This is a genomic window from Hwangdonia lutea (genome assembly GCF_032814565.1).
Lineage (GTDB): Bacteria > Bacteroidota > Bacteroidia > Flavobacteriales > Flavobacteriaceae > Hwangdonia > Hwangdonia lutea.
The window spans coordinates 2634996-2656642 of the sequence record NZ_CP136521.1; the positions used below are offsets into that span (position 1 = coordinate 2634996).

Below are 21647 nucleotides of genomic sequence, written 5' to 3' on the forward strand. Positions count from 1 at the left end.
CACTTTTTTTATACTCTAGTGACCTTATCTATGCCATTAATTTTTTTAAGTTTTTCCAACAGCTTTTTTATGATGGTATTGTTTTTTACAACCACATTAATTTTACCTGAAAACAGCCCGTCGTTACTCTCAAAACTGATGCTTTTCATGTCTACGTGCATGTTTTCTGAAACAATGTTGGTAATATCGTTTACCAAACCAATATGGTCAATTCCGGTAAGTACAATTTTAACCAAAAATTCTTGCTGTGAAGAATCTATCCATTTGGCTTGCATAATGCGGTAAGCGTAATTAGACTGTAAACTTAATGCATTCGGGCAGTTTTTTTTATGGACTTTAATACCTTCATTAACGGTTAAAAATCCAAACACGTCGTCACCGGGAATCGGGTTGCAGCAGTTCGATAATTTATAGTCCAATTTTTCCTCTTCTTTACCAAATACAAGCGAGTCGTATTTTGCGGTAACCTCGTCTTTTTCTAAATCCTCTTTTTTTACCGTTTGCTTTCTCGTTATTTTGTTTTTGATAAAGCTCATTAAAGCATTGCTTCTCGAGGAAGAGTACTCTTTAAGCATGGTATTATCAATCGTGCCAAGACCCACTCTGTAGAATAAATCGAGACTGGTTTTTAGCTTAAAGTAATTGACTAATTCGTTTACCGAAGCCTCGTTAAGCGTAATTTTTAACTGCTTTAGTTTCCGTCTGAGAATTTCCTTGCCTTCTTCTCCTATGCGTTTTTTATCTTCTTTTAAAGCCGATTTAATTTTACTTCTGGCTCTGGCCGTAGTTGCATAATCCAACCAATTGGCATTGGGTTTTGCAGATTCGGATGTTAAAATATCAACCTGATCGCCGCTTTGCAATTCGTGGCTTAAAGGCATTAATTTTCCGTTTACTTTTGCGCCCCGGGTTTTCATGCCCACTTCGGTATGTATACTAAATGCAAAATCTAATGCGGTGGCACCTTTGGGTAAAGATTTTAATTCTCCAGTTGGTGTAAAAACAAAAATTTCTTTTGAATACAGGTTTAGTTTGAATTGCTCAACAAAATCCACGGCATTGGTATCTGGATTTTCCAAGGCCTCTTGAAGTCTGTTTATCCAAGTTTCTAGACTATCTTCTTTTTCGCTGTTTTGCTTGTATTTATAGTGTGCCGCATAGCCTTTTTCGGCAATTTCGTTCATGCGCTCACTGCGTATTTGCACCTCTACCCAACGTCCTTTTGGTCCCATTACGGTAATGTGCAAAGCTTCGTAACCTGTAGATTTTGGTGAGGAAATCCAATCGCGAAGACGAATGGGGTTGGGTCTAAAGTGGTCGGTAACTATCGAATAGATTTTCCATGCTAGAAATTTTTCATTGTCTTCGTCACTTTTGTATATTATCCTTACGGCAAACTTATCGTAAACTTCGTCAAACGATACCCCTTGAACCTGCATCTTTCTCCGAATGGAAAAAATAGATTTTGGTCGCCCTTTTATGGTATAATCCATTAATTCTTTATCCAACGAATTTTTTAAAACGGCACTAAACTCTTTAATGTATTTGTCTTGTTCTTCCTTGCTTTCCTTTATTTTGTTTAAAATATCGTTGTAAACTTCGGGTTCGGTATACTTTAACCCCAAATCTTCAAGCTCGGTTTTAATATTATACAAACCTATTCTGTGCGCCAAGGGTGCGTAAATGTATAGGGTTTCGGATGCTATTTTGACTTGCTTATCGTCGCGCATCGAATCCATGGTTTGCATGTTGTGAAGTCTATCAGCGATTTTTATGATGATAACGCGCACGTCGTCATTCAAGGTAAGCAGCATTTTCCGAAAATTTTCGGCTTGCATCGACACGTCCATATCTTTTTTAAGCGACGAAATTTTGGTAAGCCCGTTTACAATTTTCGCAACGGTTTCCCCAAACATGCCTTCAATATCCGATATGGAATAATCTTCGCTGTCTTCTACAACATCGTGCAGTAAAGCTGCCGCAATAGAGGTGGCATCCAATCCAATTTCCTGGGCTACAATTTTGGCAACGGCCAAGGGGTGGAAAATATAAGCTTCACCAGATTTTCGGCGTTGGTCTTTATGCGCATCAATAGCCACATCAAAAGCACTGCGTATTAGTTTTTTATCTTCTGTAGATAACGTTCTGTAACTAACCTTTAAGAGCTCTTTGTAGGCTTTGGTAATGGCGATATTTTCTTTTTCTATAGCTTCCTCAGTCATAGATTAAAAATAACATAAAGAAAATTAACTGCCAACAAGAATTGGTTTTTTTGTGTTTAAACTTGTTTGATTTACAAATTTAAAAAGTCTACTAGTAATTTTATGGCCTTTCCTCGGTGTCCGATACTGTTTTTTAGGCTCAAATCCATTTCGGCAAACGTTTGGCTGTAACCACGAGGTTGGAAAACAGGATCGTAGCCAAAACCTTTTTTGCCTTTTTTAGTGGTGGTTATTTCACCTTTACAAATCCCGGTAAAGGTATGTTGTTTGTTTTTTAGATGTAGAGCGATTACCGTTTTAAAATGGGCGTTTCGGTTTTCTTTACGACTTAATTCCGTAAGTAGTTTGTTGGTGTTATCATCTGCATTTCGTTGTTCGCCGGCATATCGCGCCGAATAAACTCCCGGTGCGCCATGTAAAGCATCAACCTCTAAACCTGTATCGTCTGCAAAACAATTGTAGCCATAATGTTGCTTTACGTAGGTTGCTTTTTGGATGGCATTGCCCTCAATGGTGTTTTGGGTTTCAGGAATATCTTCAAAACAGCCAATATCCTTTAAGCTTAAAAGTTTAATGTGTGCCGGTATTAAAGCCTGTACTTCTCTAAGTTTGTTATCGTTGTTGGTTGCGAAAACGAGTTGCATAAATAAATGGTTTATTAGTCAAAGGTATAAGAATATTAAATATTTAGAAAGAATAAAGTAACTTAGGTTTTTAAAATATTTAAGACAGTTTAGCAATGAGATGGATAAGATTATTGGCCGCTTTAATTAGGGCAAAATTTAAAGAAAAAGTGAAAGCGACAGATACCGTTCAACTGTCATTTAACGTTTGGGTAACCGATGTTGATGTATCGATAATGAATCACGCCGCCATTATGACCCTTTTTGAAATAGGACGATTGGATTTTATGGTACGCACCAATTTTTTTAGTGTAGCCAATAAAAACAAATGGTATTTCCCCACGCAGGCCATTAGCGTTCAGTATTACAGACCGCTTAAAATGTTTCAGAAAGCGCAATTGTTTTCTAGGATATCTTATGTCGATGAAAAATGGATTTATGTGGAACAAAAATTAATGAAAAATGATAAAGTAGTTGCTGCATGTTTAGTTAAAAATACGATTAAAAAGGGTAGAACTACAGTATCTACATTTGAAATAATGGAAGCGCTAAATGTTAAGGAAGTACCAAATAAAAAATATGATTTAATTAAAACCCATGAGTTGGAAACAGCTCAAATGAACACGCATTTAATTGAAAATTGGGACGTGTAAATAAGTGTCAGAACCAGTTTTATTTGCATATTGCTTATCTTTAAAATCTAACCAAAACCAATATGACTCTATTCAACTCGCCCCTCGAAGCCTTTATGCATTGGGAAAACGAAGCGCCCAATCGTGTTTTTTTAAAGCAGCCAATTAACGGAAAACTGCTTACTTATACCTTTGCGGAAGCTAAAGATTCCATTTGTAAAATCGCTTCAAAGTTAAAATCGTACCGTTTGCCAGAGGGCAGTCATGTTGCCATTCTCTCAAAAAATTGTACCCATTGGTTACTTTCAGATTTGGCCATTATGATGGCAGGCTATGTGTCCATCCCAATTTATCCCACCTTAACGGCATCTGCGATTCAGCAGATTTTAGAGCATAGTGAATCCAAAGCCATTATTATTGGAAAGTTAGACGATTTCGAATCTCAAAAGTCTGGAATTCCAGATATTCATAAAATTAGTGTTGGCGCTTTTGGTGAAAATGAAGGCGATTTATGGGAAGATATTATTGAAAAACAAGATCCATTAGTAACATTACCGACCATTGATGCCAACCAACTGCACACCATTATTTATACGTCGGGCACAACAGGGTTGCCCAAAGGCGTTATGCATACGGTGGGCAACATTATGGAAAGCATGCGAGTAATTAAGTCGATTATTAAGTTGCCGGAAACACCCCGATTGTTTTCGTATTTGCCTTTAGCGCACGTTGCCGAACGTGTTGGCATTGGTACACATGGCATTGTTATTGGCGCCGAATTTTCATTTCCGGAATCGTTGGACACCTTTGCTTCAGATTTAGAGAAATGCCAACCACATTTATTTTTAGCGGTGCCCCGGATTTGGGCTAAATTTCAGGAGAAAATCCTAGAAAATATTCCGCAGAAAAAACTAAACATGCTATTAAATATACCTTTCGTAAATCGTCTGGTTAAAAAGAAATTGAAGCAAAAACTAGGATTAAAAGATGCTTCGTTTATTGTGTCCGGTGCGGCACCATTATCGGCCGATTTAATACGTTGGTTTAAAAAGATTGACGTCACTATTTATCAGGTTTACGGAATGACTGAAGATTGTATTATCTCGCATGCCACAAGACCAGGTTTCAATAAAATTGGTACGGTTGGTAAAGCTTTAGAGCCCGTGCAAATTAAGTTTTCACCCGAAGGAGAAATACTTATAAAAAACAACTGTTTAATGAAGGGGTATTACAAAGCTCCAGAAATTACGGCACGTGTTTTTGACGATGCAGGTTATTTTAAAACCGGTGATAAAGGCGAGTACGACCACGAAGGGTATTTAACGCTTACAGGTCGCGCAAAAGATGAATTTAAAACTGATAAAGGCAAGTATATTTCGCCAACGCACATAGAATTGTTGTTGTCGAAAAACAATGATATTGAGCAAATCTGTGTGGTTGGAACGGGTATTCCGCAGCCTATTGCTTTAATTACTTTATCCGAATTAGGCATGACAAAACCGAAAAACACGCTATCCAACGGATTGATTGAAACTTTAAATGCTATAAATCCGAGTTTAGGTAAACACGAAAAAGTTGCAAAAGTGATAGTTATGAAAGAAGATTGGACCGTCGATAATAATTTAATTACGCCATCATTTAAAGTAAAACGGAATAGTATTGAAAAAATTCATCAGCCCTTATATAAATCGTGGTTCGAAATGGATGATAAAGTCATTTTTGAAACATGAAGATTCACAGAACAAACATCCAAGTAAACGATTTAATTTTCGACTGTAGAGTAGCTGGAAATAACAATCACCCATTAGTTATTCTGCTTCATGGCTGGCCAGAGAGCGCTTTTATGTGGGTAAATGTTATGCAGGATATTGCTAAACTTGGGTTTTATTGTGTTGCTCCAAACTTGAGAGGCTACAGCAGTGGCGCTTTATTAAAAGGAAAAAAGCATTATACAATTGATAAATTAAGTGAAGATGTTAAAAATATTTCCAAAGCCATTGGAAAGCAAAACTTTCATCTTATTGGGCATGACTGGGGAGCCGTTATTGGTTGGAAAGTGGTGCACGACCATTCTGAACTTATTTTAAGTTGGACAGCCTTATCCGTACCTCACATTCAAGCGTTTGGTTACGCCATTAAAAACGACCCCATTCAGAAGAAGAAAAGCCGATACATAAAACATTTTCAAACGCCGTTTTTACCAGAAATGAAACTCAGAAAAAACGACTTTGAAATGCTAAGAAAACTATGGAAATATAGTAGTAAAGAGGAGGTTGAAGATTATCTATCCATTTTCAAAAATAAGGCAGCACTTACGGCCAGTATAAACTATTACAGAGCCAATGCAAGGGTTTTTGCAGACGGATTGATTGGCGATATCACTGTGCCCACATTGTTTATTTGGGGAGAACACGATGTAGCCATAGGCGCCGTAGGTGTGGAGCGAGGTCATCAGTACATGAAAGGCTATTATAGGTTTGTAAAATTAGATGCCGGACATTGGCTTATCCAAACAAAATATAGTCATGTTAAAGAAGAAATATGCAATCATCTTTTAAAATTTAAAGCTTAGCGATTTTATCATTTTATTATGATAAAAATCACCTTTAAAAACGGAAATCTTTATTAAATTTGAGAGAACAATAAAACCATGTATTATGACAGTTAACTTTCAGTATGTAGATGTAGATGTAAGCGAAACACTTTCAGCTTTCACAGAAGAAAAATTACAAAAATTGTTTAACAGGTACGATTTTTTAATAAGTGCCAAAGTGTACTTTAAGCTCGACGAAAAAGAACATGACCTAGGTAAAATTTGTAATATAGAGTTAAGTTTACCAGGACCACGGATTTTTGCCAATTCCAACACTCATAATTTTGAAGTGTCGGTTAGAGAAACCATAAAAGATTTAGAGCGCCAACTTAAAAAACGCAAAGAGGTTTATAAAACACATTAATGAATGGAGCATTACCGATGGTGATACGGTTCGTTCCGTAAAATAGTAAAGCCTCTGTAAAGTTGCTCAATAACAAATAAGCGAATCATTTGATGGGAAAATGTCATTTTTGATAACGACACTTTCCCATTTGCTTTTTTATACACGTCTTCAGAAAATCCGTAAGGCCCACCAATAACAAAAACAAGTTGCTTTATACCGGAATTCATGTGCTTTTGTAAATAATTTGAAAACCCAACCGAATCAAATTGCTTGCCATTCTCGTCTAATAAAATTAAAATATCGGTAGCTTTTAATCGGCCTAAAATAAACTCGCCTTCCTTTATTTTTTGTTGGGTTTCAGATAGGTTTTTGGAGTTTTTAATGTCCGGGATAATCTCCAATTTAAACTTTATATAAAAGCCCAAACGCTTCGTATAATCATCAATTAAAGCCTGTAATTGTTTATGGTCGGTTTTGCCAATGGCGAGTAGTTTTATAGTCATGCAACAAAATTACATTTTTTAGTTTGAAATGATAAAAGCTCAGATTTAAATTCCGGGTTATGGAATTTGGAATTTAATTTTGAAAGTTTTGTTGTTCAATTTCTTATTTTAGCACAAACTATTCAAAAAAAACATGATTACACAAGAACAATTTGACTACGAATTAAAGCATATAATTTCTAATGCCATAAGAGAAGATGTTGGCGACGGAGACCATAGCTCTTTGGCGTGCATCCCCGAAAATGCTAAAGGAAAAGCAAAACTCTTGGTAAAAGATAAAGGGGTTATTGGTGGAGTTAATTTCGCAAAAAAAGTATTTGCTTACGTCGATAAAAACCTAAAAATAGATGTGCGTATTGAAGATGGCACCGAAGTAACATTTGGCGATATTGTAATGTTTGTTGAAGGCTCTTCGCAGTCCATTTTAAAAGCAGAGCGCACCGTTTTAAATGCCATGCAACGCATGAGTGCCATTGCCACAAAAACCAAAACTTTTGTAGATTTATTAAAAGGCACCAATACAAAAATTCTCGATACCCGAAAAACTACACCCGGGATTCGCGTGCTCGAAAAATGGGCCGTTAAATTAGGTGGAGGCGAAAACCACAGGTTTGCGCTGTACGACATGATTATGCTAAAAGACAACCATATCGATTTTGCCGGAGGCATTACAAAAGCCATTGAAATGACCAAGGAATATTTAGTTGAAACAGGTAAAAATTTGGACATTATGGTGGAAGCGCGAAATTTGTTTGAGGTGGAGGAAATTCTGCAAAACGATGGTGTTTACAGAATACTGCTCGATAATTTTGATTATGAAGACACCAGAAAAGCCGTAAAAATGATTGGTAATAAATGCTTAACAGAATCTTCTGGAAACATTAACGAAACCACAGTAAGGCATTATGCCGAATGTGGTGTAAATTATATTTCGTGCGGCGCTTTAACGCATTCGGTGCATAATATGGATTTAAGTTTGAAAGCCGTAAATTAGTGTTCAGTTTGTAACAAACAACAAAACACAAATACTTTAATGAGTGAATCTACTGAAGATAAGCTAGATAAAATCCCTGTTATTAATGTACTGGTTCGTTTTTTTAAGCAAATCAAGTTACCCGGGCTTGAAGGCCTATCTTTTTACAATTTATTGGAATTGTATATTACAGGTATTGTACGAGGCGCATTAACCACACGGGCAAGTGCCATTGCCTTTAGTTTTTTTACAGCTATTTTTCCGTTTTTGTTATTCGTTTTAATTGTCATTCCTTACATTCCTATTGATGGATTTAGATTGGAATTCTTAGCGTTTTTAGAATCTTTTTTACCGCCAAACACCTCCGATTTTTTCTTTCATAATATTTTTGAAAATATAGATAAAACCCAACGCGGAGGTTTGCTGTCATCCGTTTTTGTGCTATCTATTGCTTTAATGGCAAATGGTGTAAATGCTGTGTTTTCGGGGTTCGAAAACTCGTATCACGAACAACTCACACGAAATGTGTTCAGACAATATATATATGCTTTGGGCATTGCATTAATTTTGGCTTTTTTATTAATTATTACCATTGTGGTTTTAGGGTATTTTCAAATTTATGTGGTTCAAGAATTGTTCGATACCTTAAAAGGCAGAGGTTACGAGGTTGATTCGCAAGCCTTTTTATGGACCAGCATTGTAAAGTATGTGTTTTTTATCATTATGGTGTATTTGGCAACGGCCACACTGTATTATTTTGGAACAAAAGAAGGGAAAGAGTCAAAATTTTTCTCGGTTGGCGCCCTTTTCACAACATTCCTTATTATAGTAACCTCGTATCTATTTGGAATTTATATCGAAAATTTTAGTCAGTACAACAAATTATATGGCTCTATTGGGGCACTATTGATTTTGCTGCTTTATTTGTGGTTAAATTCAAATATTTTATTGCTGGGTTACGAATTAAATGCATCTTTGAATAAACTACGAAAACAACAATGCTAGTTTATGCGGTATTTTATTGATGTTATTATTCCCATTCCGTTAAAAAAGCTATTCACTTATAGCATCACAGCTTCCGAATCTCAGTTTTTAAGTGAAGGCATGCGTGTTGCTGTTCCTTTCGGAAAATCGAAAATATACACCGGCATAGTTTTTAAAATTCATAACGACGCACCAACGGCTTATGAGGCCAAAGACATTCATCAAATTTTAGATGAAACGCCTATTGTAAACCAAAAGCAGTTGCAACTTTGGCAATGGATTTCAAGCTATTATATGTGTACCTTGGGCGATGTGATGCGCGCGGCTTTGCCAAGTGCGTTTATTTTGGAAAGCGAAACCGTAATTACCAAAAACAAAAAAACTATAGATGAGTCGGTTTTAAAAGATGATGAGTTTTTGATTTACGAAGCGTTGCACCATCAATCGTCCTTAAAAATCCATGATATTTCCAATATTTTGGATAAAAAGAATGTGCTGCCCATAATTAAACGCTTAATTGAAAAAGAAGCAATTACGGTAGAGGAGGAAGTGTACGAGAAATACAAGCCCAAATTGGTGCGTTATGTTAAGTTGCATGCCAACTTTTCAACAGAAAGCGCATTGCAAAAATTATTGGACGATTTAAGTCGCGCACCTAAACAGCGCGATGTGGTTATGACGTTGTTTTCGGTTTCGGCAAAAACAAAAAAACCGGTAAAAGTTTCAGATTTATCACAAGAAAGCCACGCTTCAGCCGCTATTATAAAAACGTTGATTGATAAAGGTGTTCTTGAAGAATATTATATTCAAACCGATCGTGTGCAGTATTCCGGCGATGATAACGAAGCCACAAAAAACCTTAATACTTACCAAAAATCCGCTTTAAGCGAAATAAAAAAATCTTTTGAAAATCATGCCGTTACCTTATTGCACGGAGTGACTTCGTCGGGGAAAACAGAGGTGTATGTAAAACTGATTGAAGAAGCGCTAAGTAAGGGAAAACAAGCCTTGTATTTGTTGCCGGAAATAGCGCTAACCACACAATTGGTAACGCGATTGCAAAATTATTTTGGTGAGCAAGTGGCCGTTTTTCATTCCAAATATTCATCGCAGGAACGCGTTGAGGTTTGGAATAACGTTTTGCGAAATTCCGCGAAAGCGCAAATCGTTTTGGGGGCGCGCTCATCTGTGTTTTTGCCCTTTGATAATTTAGGATTGATTGTGGTTGATGAAGAGCACGAACAATCATTCAAACAGTTTGACCCCGCACCGCGTTACCATGCACGCGATACCGCTGTTGTGTTGGGGCATATGCACGGTGCAAAAGTACTTTTAGGGTCTGCCACACCAAGTTTAGAAAGTTATTTTAATGCCAAACAAAATAAGTACGGTTTTGTGGAATTGATGCAGCGTTACAACGATGTGTTGATGCCCGATATTGAATTGGTGGATATTAAAGACAAGCTGAAAAAGAAACGGATGAAAGGGCATTTTAGCGACCGTTTGCTTGAAGAAATGACCGAAACCCTGAAAGCGGGGCATCAAATTATTTTGTTTCAAAACCGACGTGGATTTTCGCCTATTATAGAATGTAAAACCTGCGGACATTCGCCACAATGCCCAAATTGCGATGTGAGCTTAACGTATCATCAATACCGCAATCAGTTACGTTGCCATTATTGTGGTTACCATGCGGCAATGTTACAGGATTGTATGGCCTGCGGCAGCCAGGATTTAGACAATAAAGGTTTTGGCACCGAGCAAATTGAAGAAGAGGTAAAACAACTATTTCCAGACAATAAAGTGGCCCGTATGGATTTGGACACCACGCGCGGTAAATACGGTTACGAAAAAATTATTACGGCTTTAGAGCAACAGGAAATTGATATTTTGGTGGGCACACAAATGCTAACCAAAGGATTGGATTTTAGGAATGTAAAATTGGTGGGAATTATGAATGCCGATAATATGCTAAATTTCCCAGACTTTAGAGCGCACGAACGCAGTTTTCAATTGATGCTGCAAGTGGCTGGTAGAGCCGGACGAACGGACGAACGCGGTAAAGTGCTGATTCAAACCTATAACCCGCATCATAATATTTTACAGCAAGTCTCTACCAATAATTATGTGGAGATGTTTAACGAGCAAATGAACGACCGGTATAATTTTAAATATCCGCCGGTGTTTAAACAAATAAAAATCACCTTAAAGCATAAGGATTACAATAGGGTAGAAGCTGCTTCAGTTTGGTTTGCTAAATCGTTGAGGCAAGTGTTTACAGAGCATGTGCTTGGGCCCGAATCGCCACCAATTGCCAGAATTAGAAATCAGTTTCACAAAAATATTTTGGTAAAAATCCCCAAGCAGCAAAGTTTGGCAAAAACAAAAGAAGCTATTATTAAAATTAATAACAGCTTCTTTAGTATAAAAGATTTTCGGTCGGTTAGGGTTATTCTAGATGTCGATAACTTCTAAACTTTAATTTTAAATATTATTTAAAGCGTCAACAAGTTGCGTCTTTTTATTTCTACTTAACGGAATTTCGTAAGCGCCAACCTCTACGTTTTTACTGTTAAATCTATCAATTTTATCAAGATTAACAATATAGGATTTGTGGATTCTTAAAAATTTATTCTCGGGTAATTCTTTTTCAAAAGATTTCATAGTAGATAATACTACTAGGCTTGTTTCTTCTGTAACTAATTTTACATAATCACCAAGGGCTTCAATCCATTTAATATCTTTAATGTAAACCTTACGTTTTTTAAGGTTGCTTTTTACAAATATATGCTCACCTTCTTCTTCGTTAAAATCTAAGGTTAATTTGTGTTGCTCAAGGGCTTTGTCAACAGAAGTGTTAAAGCGTTCTCTGGTAATGGGTTTATGTAAGTAATCGGTGGCATCGTAATTAAATGCTTTAAAAGCATACTCGGTTTTACCGGTTACAAAAATAATTTGGGGTTTGTTGTTTAATACGTCTAAAAGTTCAAATCCATTTAACACTGGCATTTCAATGTCGAGGAAAATTAAATCTACTTGATGCGTATTTAAACCATTTTTAGTTTCTAAAGCACTACTGTACTCTGCAATTAAGTTTAGCGAAGGATGATTTTCTACAAGCTTAACAATTGAGAGACGCTGTATTGCTGAATCGTCTACTACTACACAGTTTAAAGTCATAACATTATTATTATTTCGGTTAAGATATCGACAATAGTACGAATAATTCGGTTAAAAACCAAAAAACATCGTTAAAATGCTTGTTTTAACATAGTTTTAACACTTTAAAAGTATTGATTTTTTTGAGAAAATTAGAAAGGATTATAGTTGTGTAATATAAGTAATTTATTTATTTTTGCACCCAATTTTTAACAATAAAAACGATTTTTATGAATCATTATGAAACTGTTTTCATCTTAAATCCCGTTTTATCTGAAGACCAGATAAAGGAAACAGTAAAGAAATACGAAGATTTTCTTGTTTCTAACGGTGCTAAGATGATAGCTAAAGAAGATTGGGGACTAAAAAAATTAGCCTACCCAATTCAAAACAAGAAAAGTGGCTTTTATCACTTATTTGAGTACACCGTAGATGGTGAGGTAATTAACCCATTGGAAGTAGAGTTTAGACGTGACGAGCGTTTTATGCGTTATTTAACCGTAACGTTGGATAAACATGCCATTTCTTGGGCAGAGAGAAGACGAGATAAACTTAAACAAAAAGCTTAATTATGTCATCAATAGAACAACAATCTAAAGGAAAAAAAGACGGCGAAATCAGGTATTTAACGCCGCTTAATATCGATACAAACAAGACAAAGAAATATTGTATGTTTCAAAAGTCTGGAATTAAGTATGTTGATTACAAAGATCCAGATTTTTTAATGCGATTCATAAACGAGCAAGGTAAAATTTTACCACGTCGTTTAACAGGAACATCGTTAAAGTATCAAAGAAAAGTTGCCGTAGCTGTAAAAAGAGCGCGCCACTTGGCTTTAATGCCTTACGTAGGAGATTTATTAAAATAAAATACACATAACAATGGAACTTATATTAAAACAAGACGTTGAGAATTTAGGATTTAAAGACGATATTGTAACAGTTAAGAGCGGTTATGGTAGAAATTTTTTAATTCCTCAAAAGCAAGCTGTTTTAGCAACGGTTTCTGCTAAAAAAGTATTGGCAGAAAATTTAAAGCAACGTGCTTTTAAAGAAAAGAAAATAGTTGATGATGCTAATAAAACTGCAGAAGCAATAAAAGCATTGGAAATTAAAATACCTGCTAAAGTAGGCGCTGGCGATAAGTTATTTGGATCTGTAAATAACATAGATGTTGCTGCTGCTTTAGAAAAAGAAGGACAATCAATCGATAAAAAATTCATTACAGTTACCACTGTAAAGAGATTGGGTAAATATACTGCAGTAGTACGTTTGCACAGAGAAGTATCAGTTGATTTGGAATTTGAGGTTATTGCACAAGCATAAACTTTTAAATTAAAATATATAAAGCCTCAACCTAGTTGGGGCTTTTTTGTTTAAACCTGTCCGGTTTTAAAATCCAGATAGGTTTGTGACATGTAAAATTAAATGGGTAAATGAAATATAGCAGACTTACAAAAGAACAATTTGAGGAATTGCACCAAGAATTCATAAATTTTTTGGCAACACAATCAATAACGGCAGATGAATGGGCTAATTTAAAAGAAAACAAACCGGAACTTGCCGAAATGGAATTGGATGTTTTTAGCGATTTAATTTGGGAAGGCGCTTTAAGTAAAGCCCAATATTTAGAGCATATTTCGCCACAGCACATGTATTTATTTCATTTGGCAGAAGATAAAATGCATGCCATTGTTGTTAATTTAAAAAACGACGTCGATATAACCACCAAAGACGGTTATAATTGGTTACGTGAAAATTTAATGGACGAAAATGTTGAGTTTTTACAAGCCGATAAAGAGTACACCGAAGATAAAAATTTAGATAAGTTTAAAATGATAGAACAGGGCGCCGTTATTACCAAAGGCGATTTGTACAGGTATTTTGATAAACTTATTAATTAAAATTGAACCGTCATTGCGAGGAGTCCCGATAGCTATCGGGACGACGTTACAATCTGTATGTTGTTTAGTTCACTTTTTTAAATTCAGCTTCAATTTATGAGATTAACACGCTTTTTTTATAAAAAAGCTCATAATGACGATTGCATTAATTATTTTTGTTTGAGCAATGTTTTAATCGTTGTTTTGTCCTTCCGTCCCAATAATTATCGGGAATGCGGAATCCACTTTTAATTATGATGTCACACTGAGCGCAGTCGAAGTGCTTATTAACTAAAATTATTAAATGGCTCAAAAACCAAGCATCCCAAAAGGCACCAGAGATTTTAATCCGGAACAAGTTGCCAAACGAAACTATATTTTTAATACCATCCGCGGTGCTTTTAAAACCTACGGATTTCAACCCATTGAAACCCCAAGTTTTGAAAACTCAGATACGTTGATGGGAAAATATGGTGATGAAGGTGACCGCTTGATTTTTAAGATTTTGAACTCTGGGGATTATTTTAAAGATTTGAGAAAAAATGACACTAAAGTAGCTATACTGGTTTCAAATTTTTTTGGAGTTTATGATAAAATTTTACGTTCAATAAATGATGATTATATTTTTGAAGATTTACTTATCGAATCAATTAATGCCTATTTTAAAGATGAAACTAATGAGATAAAAGCTTTATTAAAAAAGACTTTTATGTTATTTGAAAAAGATTTCTTAGAATATGAAAATCTAAATTCTGTTGGGAAGGAAACTGTAAAGTCTGATGCATTTCAAGTTTTCTATAATGAATATTTAGAGAAGTATTTTTTAAACTCTTATGCAAATACAAATTTAATCTCCGAAAAAGCCCTCCGATACGACCTCACCGTTCCTTTCGCACGCTACGTGGTACAACACCAAAACGAGATAGAATTCCCATTTAAGCGCTACCAAATCCAACCCGTTTGGCGTGCCGATAGGCCGCAAAAAGGACGTTTTAGGGAGTTTTACCAATGCGATGCCGATGTGGTTGGAAGTAAAAGTTTGTGGCAAGAAGTAGAGTTTATTCAATTGTACGACACGGTATTTTCAGCTTTAAAACTGGAAGGTGTGACCATAAAAATTAACAACCGAAAAATATTGTCTGGAATTGCCGAGGTTATCGGCGCAAGCGATAAGTTAATCGACTTTACAGTGGCTTTAGATAAACTCGATAAAATAGGCGAGGAGAAGGTAAAAGAAGAAATGCTTTCAAAAGGGATTTCAGAAGAAGGGATTAATAAATTACAACCTTTGTTTAATTTGTCTGGAACTTTCGAATCTCAAATTGAAGGTTTGAAAAGTATTTTAAGCACCTCCGAAGCCGGTAAAAAAGGGATCGAAGAATTAGCGTTTATAAATAATGCCATTACAGAATTGGGTTTATCAACCGCCACATTGCAACTCAATGTAACGTTGGCACGCGGACTAAACTATTACACAGGCGCTATTTTTGAAGTTTCAGCTCCCAAATCCGTGAAAATGGGTTCTATTGGCGGTGGCGGTCGCTACGACGATTTAACCAGTATTTTTGGAAGACCAGATACAAGTGGCGTAGGTATTAGCTTTGGTTTGGATCGCATTTATTTGGTGCTTGAAGAACTTGGTTTATTCCCGGAAACGGTTACTAAAAACGTTGCCGTATTGTTCATTAACTTTGGTGAAAAAGAAGCGCTATTCAGTTTAAAAGCCATTAAACAATTACGCATAAATGGTATTAATGCTGAATTGTATCCTGATGCTGCTAAAATGAAAAAACAAATGAATCATGCCAATAAACGAGCCATTCCGTTTGTGGTTTTAGTAGGCGAGGAGGAAATAAATTCTAATAATTATACTTTAAAAGATATGGGTTCCGGCGAACAATTTAAGTTATCACTGCAACAATTAATCGATAGTGTAAAATAAAAAGGGCTCTCTAAAAGATTATACTAATAGTTACCCCGTGTGCATTTTGAATAAAAATAATTTCAATATATCAGTTCGAGTTATTTTGAGAAACGAAAAATTGTATCGATAACCCATTTATGGTTCAAAAATTATTTTTCTCGATACAAATTCTACTCATTTCAATCGTAAAGCTCACTCGAATTGACAGAATTCTGCCAAAATGCTCAACAGTTTAATAGTCATATTTCGATAGGATCGACCTGACAAAAAACAAAATGACTTTTCAGATAGGTTCTTAAAAAAATGCGTAAAACCTTAATTTTTAAAACCAAGAAGTCCTGAAGGTCAGTTCAGGACTTGAGGTAAGAAAGTTAAAAAGTAGATTTGGGAATACAACTAATTCAACTCACTATTTTATCAATACTTTTTTGGAAAGTTCGCCATGTTCGGTTTTAATTTTTAAAATATAGGTGCCTGTTTTTATTTGCGACGCTTTATATTTTAAATAATTATCGTTTGAGCTTATTTCAAATTTGAATAGCGATTGTCCAAGAATATTAATCATTTCAACCGATTCGATAAGTTGCGCATTGGGGTTGTGAACAATAATCTGATCTTCTTCATTTGAAAAATAAACCTCAATAGATTTTTTATGGGCTTCGTCTGTGCTAAGTGATTGCGACGATTTTGAGAACCTTATGTCAAAACGGTTTAAATATTGGCCCACCGCTAAATGTACTTCATAAGGTTTTTCATTTAAATCGTGGTACACATCTAAAGCTTTATCGTGCAAATAAATGGCTTTACTATTATCTATATTTTCAAGTTCATCAATTTCAATAGAAGCCAAACCTTCTTGGGCAATTTTGATGCCTAAGGGAAGAATTTGATTGTCGTCAAAATTATCCACCGCTTGAATAACGAAGTTCTTATTTGAAAATACCCAAAATAAATCTTCAACATTATCTTCAATTAATGGGGCGTCGTAACCTTTATCAATACCGTTTGTGGCATTTTCATCAACGCCAACCAACAGTTGACGGTGGTACCCTTTGGGCGAGTTTAGCATCAATCTGATTTTCTGTCTTTCGTCCAAATCCGTTTCAGCGCTAATCGATTTGCCTTTTGATTTTGTACCTTTTACAAACAATGAAGGATTGGACGCTTCGGTTTTAAAAATGCGTTGGCTATTTTTAAAAGTAACGGTTCCGCCCGCATCGGCAGTTACAAAAAATCCTTGGCTAACGGGGATGAACTGCTTCGGCACTTTTGTTCCAGCTTTTCCCGAGGCATTAATTCTGGCGTCGGTCGATACGGCTTTAATACCACCCATAAGCGTATAGGTTGCATAGCCACCTTGGTACTCGTGCAGTACGTGGGTGTTACCGGCAAAATGATCCCAGAAATAAAGCGTTCCATCAATAATATTATTAGATGCTCTACCGGCTCCATCGCTAATATTGTCTAATATAAATTCGTTTGCATCTATGGCCGAGGCATAGGGGTTGCCCACCAAATAATCGTTTCCGGCGGATAAGGTTAGGGTAATATCACCATTATTGGGTTTGCCGTTAAAAACATAATTCTGCTTTTCGGTAAAAGACGATGCGCTATTTTCGACGCCTTTCATGGTATAGCCTTCTCCGGCCAATATGGTTCCGGTATTTTTTACGTGTTGCCATGAGGCATAATTATCGGTTAATTTATTGGCATATTTCCATATCCATGTGGATGCAATACCAATTGGTGTTATACCTGCAGAACCTGGGGTGCCATTATGCCCGGAAACAAACGTTATGGGCAGCGGTGCCGTTGGAACAGTTCCGTCGTTTAGCACATCGGCAAGCGTGTAGCTGTTATTGTTACTTGTTGTGTTTCTTATACCAACAGGAGACGACCAGTAATTGTAAGTGTAAAAATCCTTGGTGCCTTGTTGGTCGCGTTCTACGGCTCCTGAACTTGCAACCTCCAATACGCTACCTTCACTTTGGATGAGTTGCGATTCGCCCTGCAAATCCAGTTTGCCATCTAGTTTTAAATACTTCGATACAAATAATCCATTACCTGTACCTACACCGGTAGATAAAACGGTAGTACCATTTACTTTAATTTCGTTTGACGCAACAATTAAGCCTACCACTGTTGTGTTTCTGTTTATTTCTAAATTATGATTTGTAACAATTATATTCCAGTCTATTTGTGTGCCATAAAGCCTTGAGTTAGGAATGTATTGTACCGAATTGTTGAGCCATGTGCTGGTGGTTTCCCAATCTCCGTGGGCTGCTGATTTATAAGGTAGCGGTGCTGTTTGAAGTTGGATGGACGATGTATTGTTTTTTGAAATCCCATGGATCTTCTGGCTTGAATGGTCGGCGGGCGTACTGTTGGTCATTGGATAATAGCCTTTTAAGCTACTCCACAACAGATTGTTACTAATATTCGAAGGCGTTACTTGGCCTTTAACCGCTGTTCCATTTTGAGTAATTTCCTGATTCATCATTTCTCGTAATTGCCGCTCATTTAAGGCAACATTCCATACACGAACTTCATCGATATAACCATTGAAATAATGCTTTGGTGTGGATGGTGTGCTACTATCATAAGTCGCACCCAACATAAATTTTCTGTTATTGTTTGATGGTCGAGATGAATTGCTGCTGGCAACTAAAACACCGTCTAAATACAACGAGGCGGTAGTACCATTATAGGAAGATGCTACATGGTGCCAAATATTATTTGTTATTTGATGGGGTGATGTGATATTTAAAATTTCAGTTCCCGAATTGTTATACCATGTTAAATTGGGAAACCCATTTTTAATTGATAAATGATAACCTCTTGGGGCGCCTGCTTTTGCATCTCCTTTCGAAATTACAGTGGCTGTTGAAGCATTCGATTTCTGAAATATCCAGGCTTCCAATGAAAACGATCCATTAAAATTATGATTATTTCCAAAGTCCACATAACTGCTAACTCCATCAAAATCAACAAATGTATTTTCTATGCAAAGTGTAAATGTTCCTTCATGGCCAGAGTAAACATCAACAGAAATATAATAAGTATCCCCTGAAGTTAAACTATTTGCAGATAAAATAACATCATCGTTGGTAGAAGTGTATCGACTGCTTTTTACCTCGGTTAAGCCGTCTGCCTCCCATAAGGCAATTTGAGTGGCTCTTTGCGTTCCCTTAGATCCGCCAATGTCAACAGTTATATTTACTTGTCCCGTTGCGGGGGCCGTAAATTTAAACCATCTGTTCTTTTTAGGTCCGTTATTGTTCCAGTTCGATCCTTTATTACGGTCGGGAGAAGCGCCAATTGTAGTGTAAAGAGCATCTGCCGAGCAAGAGTTTATCAAACTAGTTACATCAATAGCGGCTTCATAAAAATCATAATCTACCTTATCATCAACACATAAACTGAAGCTGCCTCGGTAACTGGCTCCAACATGATTATCGACAGAGATGTAATACCAGTTTCCAATGGTTAAATTGGCAGATTGCACGTTAATGGAGCTTCGGGAGCTGTAATAGGTAGCACTGGTAATTTCCGTCCCTGAGTTGTCCCAAAGCGCTAAAAACGGATAGCGCATGGTGCCTAAGCTTCCGCCCATGCTAATCTGGGCATTGACTTGGGTTGTGGTGGCCTGAAATTTATACCACACATTATAATTTGGTCCGTTTTTCCAAGCGGCTCCTTTCAAGCCATCTGGAGAAGCGTTAATGGTAGTGTACTCAGCATCTGCCGAACACCAATTGGATGTATGTGGAACAACCACGGCTTCTTCCTTATAATCGTTGTTAACCACATCATCAATGCATAAACTGAAACTGCCGCGGTAACTGGCGCCCTTATGATTGTCGACAGAGATATAGTACCAATCCCCAATGGTTAAATTGTCAGATTGCACGTTAATGGAGCTTCTGGAGCTATAATTAGTTGCACTGGTAATTTCGGTTCCTGAGCTGTCCCAGAGCGCTAAAAACGGATAGCGCATGGTGCCTAAGCTTCCACCCATGCTAATTTGGGCATTCACTTCGGTTGTGGTGGCCTGAAATTTGAACCACACATTATAATTCGGTCCGTTGTTCCAAGCGGCTCCTTTCAAGCCATCTGGAGAAGCGTTAATGGTAGTGTACTCAGCATCGGCAGAACACCAATTGGATGTATGTGGAACAATCACGGCTTCTTCTTTATAATCGTTGTTAACCACATCATCAATACATAAACTGAAACTGCCGCGGTAACTGGCGCTATTATGATTGTCAACAGAAATATAGTACCAATCCCCAATGGTTAAATTGTCAGATTGTACGTTAATGGAGCTTCTGGAGCCGTAATTGGTCGCACTGGTAATTTCGGTTCCTGAGCCGTCCCAGAGCGCTAAAAACGGATAGCGCATGGTACCTAAGCTTCCACCCATGCTAATTTGGGCATTCACTTCGGTTGTGGTGGCCTGAAATTTGAACCACACATTATAATTCGGTCCGTTGTTCCATGCGGCTCCTTTCACGCCATCTGGTGAAGCGTTAATGGTGGTGTACTCCGCATCAGCAGAACACCAATTGGAGGTATGTGGAACAACCACGGCTTCTTCCATATAATCGTAATTAACTTCGTCATCAATACATAAACTAAAACTGCCGCGGTAACTGGCGCTATTATGATTGTCGACGGAAATATAGTACCAGTTTCCGATGGTTAAATTGTCAGATTGTACGTTTAGTGAGCTTCTGGAACTGTAATGGGTCGCACTGGTAATTTCGGTTCCTGAGTTGTCCCAAAGCGCTAAAAACGGATAGCGCATGGTACCTAATCCTCCGCCCATGCTAAGTTGGGCATTGACTTCGGTTGTGGTGGCCTGAAATTTGAACCACACATTATAGTTTGGTCCGTTGTTCCAAGCCGTTCCTTTCACTCCATCTGGTGAACCGTTAATGGTAGTGTACTCCGCATCAGCAGAACACCAATTGGATGTATGCGGAACAACTACGGCTTTTTCCATATAATCGTAATTTACTTCGTCATCAATGCATAAACTGAAACTACCACGGTAACTGGCGCTATTATGATTGTCGACAGAGATATAGTACCAGTTTCCGATGGTTAAATTGTCAGATTGCACGTTTAGTGAGCTTCTGGAACTGTAATGGGTCGCACTGGTAATTTCGGTTCCTGAGTTGTCCCAAAGGGCTAAAAACGGAAAGCGCATGTTGCCTAAGCTTCCGCCCATGCTAATCTGGGCATTGACTTGGGTTGTGGTGGCCTGAAATTTGAACCACACATTGTAATTTGGTCCGTTGTTCCAAGCCGTTCCTTTCACGCCGTCTGGGGTGGCATTAATAGTGGTGTATTGCGCGTCTGCCGAACACCAGTTGGATGTGTGGGTGACTAAAGTAGCGTTCACGAAATTATCATTCGCTGGCGCTTGTGAATGCATACCTATCGAGTTGAAGCCTATAATTGCAAATAATAGGATAAAAGCCCACTTTGGATGCTGTTTGTTTAGAAATTTAAGTATTTCGCAAATAAATGCACTAAGCAATGTAATGTGGTTCATGGTTGGGTCGTGATTTGAGAGAAACAATTAATCCAAAGCAATGATATGAATAAAATCTATGAAATGCAAAAAAAATCGGTAAAACGTAAAAAAATGTAATAATTTATGGCTGATTACCTGATTTGTGGTTATAATAAAAAGTAAATGTTGTAAGCAATGTGAGTTGTTTGGTTTATTGAACGAACTAGCCAAAAGGGGTTTATACCGAACTATTAGAGTACTGTTTGAAGGATTAGTTATTAAGAA

General features: G+C 37.0%; 17 protein-coding genes. 12 read left to right on the forward strand and 5 right to left on the reverse strand.

The features are described from left to right. Nucleotides 1–8: 8 nt before the first annotated feature. Nucleotides 9–2222: a RelA/SpoT family protein gene (locus tag RNZ46_RS11575; RefSeq protein WP_316982356.1), complete on the reverse strand. Its 2214-nt coding sequence runs from the start codon at nucleotides 2220–2222 to the stop codon at nucleotides 9–11. 71 nt (nucleotides 2223–2293) lie between these two features. After that, nucleotides 2294–2866: a non-canonical purine NTP diphosphatase gene (locus tag RNZ46_RS11580; RefSeq protein WP_316982357.1), complete on the reverse strand. Its 573-nt coding sequence runs from the start codon at nucleotides 2864–2866 to the stop codon at nucleotides 2294–2296. A 95-nt stretch (nucleotides 2867–2961) separates the two neighbouring features. Here RNZ46_RS11580 and RNZ46_RS11585 point away from each other — a divergent pair, with 95 nt between their 5' ends. The 4 genes from RNZ46_RS11585 (at nucleotide 2962) to hpf (ending at nucleotide 6434) form a co-directional block, all read left to right on the forward strand. Next, nucleotides 2962–3498 carry an acyl-CoA thioesterase gene (locus RNZ46_RS11585; protein WP_316982358.1) on the forward strand — a complete coding sequence of 179 codons (537 nt, stop codon included), beginning with the start codon at nucleotides 2962–2964 and terminating at the stop codon, nucleotides 3496–3498. 62 nt (nucleotides 3499–3560) lie between these two features. Next, entirely contained in the window at nucleotides 3561–5207 is a 1647-nt protein-coding gene (locus RNZ46_RS11590; protein ID WP_316982359.1) for an AMP-binding protein, read from the forward strand. Continuing rightward, on the forward strand, nucleotides 5204–6049 hold the full coding sequence (locus RNZ46_RS11595; RefSeq protein ID WP_316982360.1) for an alpha/beta fold hydrolase: 846 nt from the start codon (nucleotides 5204–5206) through the stop codon (nucleotides 6047–6049). The genes RNZ46_RS11590 and RNZ46_RS11595 overlap by 4 nt, the downstream gene beginning before the upstream one ends. A gap of 85 nt (nucleotides 6050–6134) precedes the next feature. After that, complete coding sequence (hpf, locus tag RNZ46_RS11600) at nucleotides 6135–6434, forward strand: ribosome hibernation-promoting factor, HPF/YfiA family (RefSeq protein WP_316982361.1); 300 nt, start codon at nucleotides 6135–6137, stop codon at nucleotides 6432–6434. 11 nt (nucleotides 6435–6445) lie between these two features. On the opposite strand, the gene rlmH is transcribed toward hpf, so the two are convergent. Next, nucleotides 6446–6919, reverse strand: coding sequence for a 23S rRNA (pseudouridine(1915)-N(3))-methyltransferase RlmH (gene rlmH, locus RNZ46_RS11605; RefSeq protein ID WP_316982362.1), 474 nt, complete (start codon nucleotides 6917–6919; stop codon nucleotides 6446–6448). Nucleotides 6920–7052: 133 nt separating this feature from the next. Between rlmH and nadC the strand changes: the two genes are divergently transcribed. The 3 genes from nadC to priA are packed head-to-tail and all read left to right on the forward strand — an operon-like array spanning nucleotide 7053 to nucleotide 11351. Further along, nucleotides 7053–7913 carry a carboxylating nicotinate-nucleotide diphosphorylase gene (gene nadC / locus RNZ46_RS11610; RefSeq protein ID WP_316982363.1) on the forward strand — a complete coding sequence of 287 codons (861 nt, stop codon included), beginning with the start codon at nucleotides 7053–7055 and terminating at the stop codon, nucleotides 7911–7913. 39 nt (nucleotides 7914–7952) lie between these two features. Beyond that, entirely contained in the window at nucleotides 7953–8897 is a 945-nt protein-coding gene (locus RNZ46_RS11615; RefSeq protein ID WP_316982364.1) for a YihY/virulence factor BrkB family protein, read from the forward strand. 3 nt (nucleotides 8898–8900) lie between these two features. After that, nucleotides 8901–11351, forward strand: a complete 2451-nt coding sequence (gene priA / locus RNZ46_RS11620; RefSeq protein ID WP_316982365.1) for a replication restart helicase PriA — start codon at nucleotides 8901–8903, stop codon at nucleotides 11349–11351. 9 nt (nucleotides 11352–11360) lie between these two features. On the opposite strand, the gene RNZ46_RS11625 is transcribed toward priA, so the two are convergent. Beyond that, on the reverse strand, nucleotides 11361–12056 hold the full coding sequence (locus RNZ46_RS11625; protein ID WP_034040566.1) for a LytR/AlgR family response regulator transcription factor: 696 nt from the start codon (nucleotides 12054–12056) through the stop codon (nucleotides 11361–11363). 209 nt (nucleotides 12057–12265) lie between these two features. On the opposite strand from RNZ46_RS11625, the gene rpsF reads away from it, so the two are divergent. From rpsF to hisS, 5 genes are all read left to right on the forward strand, one after another. Further along, a complete protein-coding gene (rpsF, locus tag RNZ46_RS11630; protein ID WP_316982366.1) occupies nucleotides 12266–12604 on the forward strand; it encodes a 30S ribosomal protein S6 in 339 nt (112 codons plus the stop codon). Then, the gene (gene rpsR, locus RNZ46_RS11635; protein ID WP_172625923.1) at nucleotides 12604–12903 is read left to right on the forward strand and encodes a 30S ribosomal protein S18; all 300 of its coding nucleotides are present in this window, start codon (nucleotides 12604–12606) and stop codon (nucleotides 12901–12903) included. The genes rpsF and rpsR overlap by 1 nt, the downstream gene beginning before the upstream one ends. A gap of 13 nt (nucleotides 12904–12916) precedes the next feature. Next, a complete protein-coding gene (gene rplI / locus RNZ46_RS11640) occupies nucleotides 12917–13360 on the forward strand; it encodes a 50S ribosomal protein L9 (RefSeq protein WP_316982367.1) in 444 nt (147 codons plus the stop codon). Nucleotides 13361–13470: 110 nt separating this feature from the next. Continuing rightward, entirely contained in the window at nucleotides 13471–13938 is a 468-nt protein-coding gene (locus tag RNZ46_RS11645) for a DUF6495 family protein (protein ID WP_316982368.1), read from the forward strand. Between the two features lie 283 nt (nucleotides 13939–14221). Continuing rightward, the gene (gene hisS / locus RNZ46_RS11650; RefSeq protein WP_316982369.1) at nucleotides 14222–15859 is read left to right on the forward strand and encodes a histidine--tRNA ligase; all 1638 of its coding nucleotides are present in this window, start codon (nucleotides 14222–14224) and stop codon (nucleotides 15857–15859) included. Between the two features lie 391 nt (nucleotides 15860–16250). On the opposite strand, the gene RNZ46_RS11655 is transcribed toward hisS, so the two are convergent. After that, nucleotides 16251–21401 (reverse strand): DUF8693 domain-containing protein, encoded by a 5151-nt coding sequence (locus RNZ46_RS11655; RefSeq protein WP_316982370.1) that lies wholly within the window; start codon nucleotides 21399–21401, stop codon nucleotides 16251–16253. Between the last annotated feature and the right edge of the window lie 246 nt (nucleotides 21402–21647).

Excerpts from the sequence above, each read along its gene's own strand:
- RNZ46_RS11580 (WP_316982357.1), bottom strand. The coding sequence starts at position 2,866 with ATGCAACTCGTTTTCGCAACCAACAACGATAACAAACTTAGAGAAGTA.
- RNZ46_RS11615 (WP_316982364.1), top strand. The coding sequence starts at position 7,953 with ATGAGTGAATCTACTGAAGATAAGCTAGATAAAATCCCTGTTATTAAT.
- priA (WP_316982365.1), top strand. The coding sequence starts at position 8,901 with ATGCGGTATTTTATTGATGTTATTATTCCCATTCCGTTAAAAAAGCTA.
- nadC (WP_316982363.1), top strand. The coding sequence starts at position 7,053 with ATGATTACACAAGAACAATTTGACTACGAATTAAAGCATATAATTTCT.
- RNZ46_RS11625 (WP_034040566.1), bottom strand. The coding sequence starts at position 12,056 with ATGACTTTAAACTGTGTAGTAGTAGACGATTCAGCAATACAGCGTCTC.
- RNZ46_RS11655 (WP_316982370.1), bottom strand. The coding sequence starts at position 21,401 with ATGAACCACATTACATTGCTTAGTGCATTTATTTGCGAAATACTTAAA.
- rpsF (WP_316982366.1), top strand. The coding sequence starts at position 12,266 with ATGAATCATTATGAAACTGTTTTCATCTTAAATCCCGTTTTATCTGAA.
- RNZ46_RS11575 (WP_316982356.1), bottom strand. The coding sequence starts at position 2,222 with ATGACTGAGGAAGCTATAGAAAAAGAAAATATCGCCATTACCAAAGCC.
- hpf (WP_316982361.1), top strand. The coding sequence starts at position 6,135 with ATGACAGTTAACTTTCAGTATGTAGATGTAGATGTAAGCGAAACACTT.
- RNZ46_RS11585 (WP_316982358.1), top strand. The coding sequence starts at position 2,962 with ATGAGATGGATAAGATTATTGGCCGCTTTAATTAGGGCAAAATTTAAA.
- RNZ46_RS11590 (WP_316982359.1), top strand. The coding sequence starts at position 3,561 with ATGACTCTATTCAACTCGCCCCTCGAAGCCTTTATGCATTGGGAAAAC.
- rlmH (WP_316982362.1), bottom strand. The coding sequence starts at position 6,919 with ATGACTATAAAACTACTCGCCATTGGCAAAACCGACCATAAACAATTA.
- RNZ46_RS11645 (WP_316982368.1), top strand. The coding sequence starts at position 13,471 with ATGAAATATAGCAGACTTACAAAAGAACAATTTGAGGAATTGCACCAA.
- hisS (WP_316982369.1), top strand. The coding sequence starts at position 14,222 with ATGGCTCAAAAACCAAGCATCCCAAAAGGCACCAGAGATTTTAATCCG.
- RNZ46_RS11595 (WP_316982360.1), top strand. The coding sequence starts at position 5,204 with ATGAAGATTCACAGAACAAACATCCAAGTAAACGATTTAATTTTCGAC.
- rplI (WP_316982367.1), top strand. The coding sequence starts at position 12,917 with ATGGAACTTATATTAAAACAAGACGTTGAGAATTTAGGATTTAAAGAC.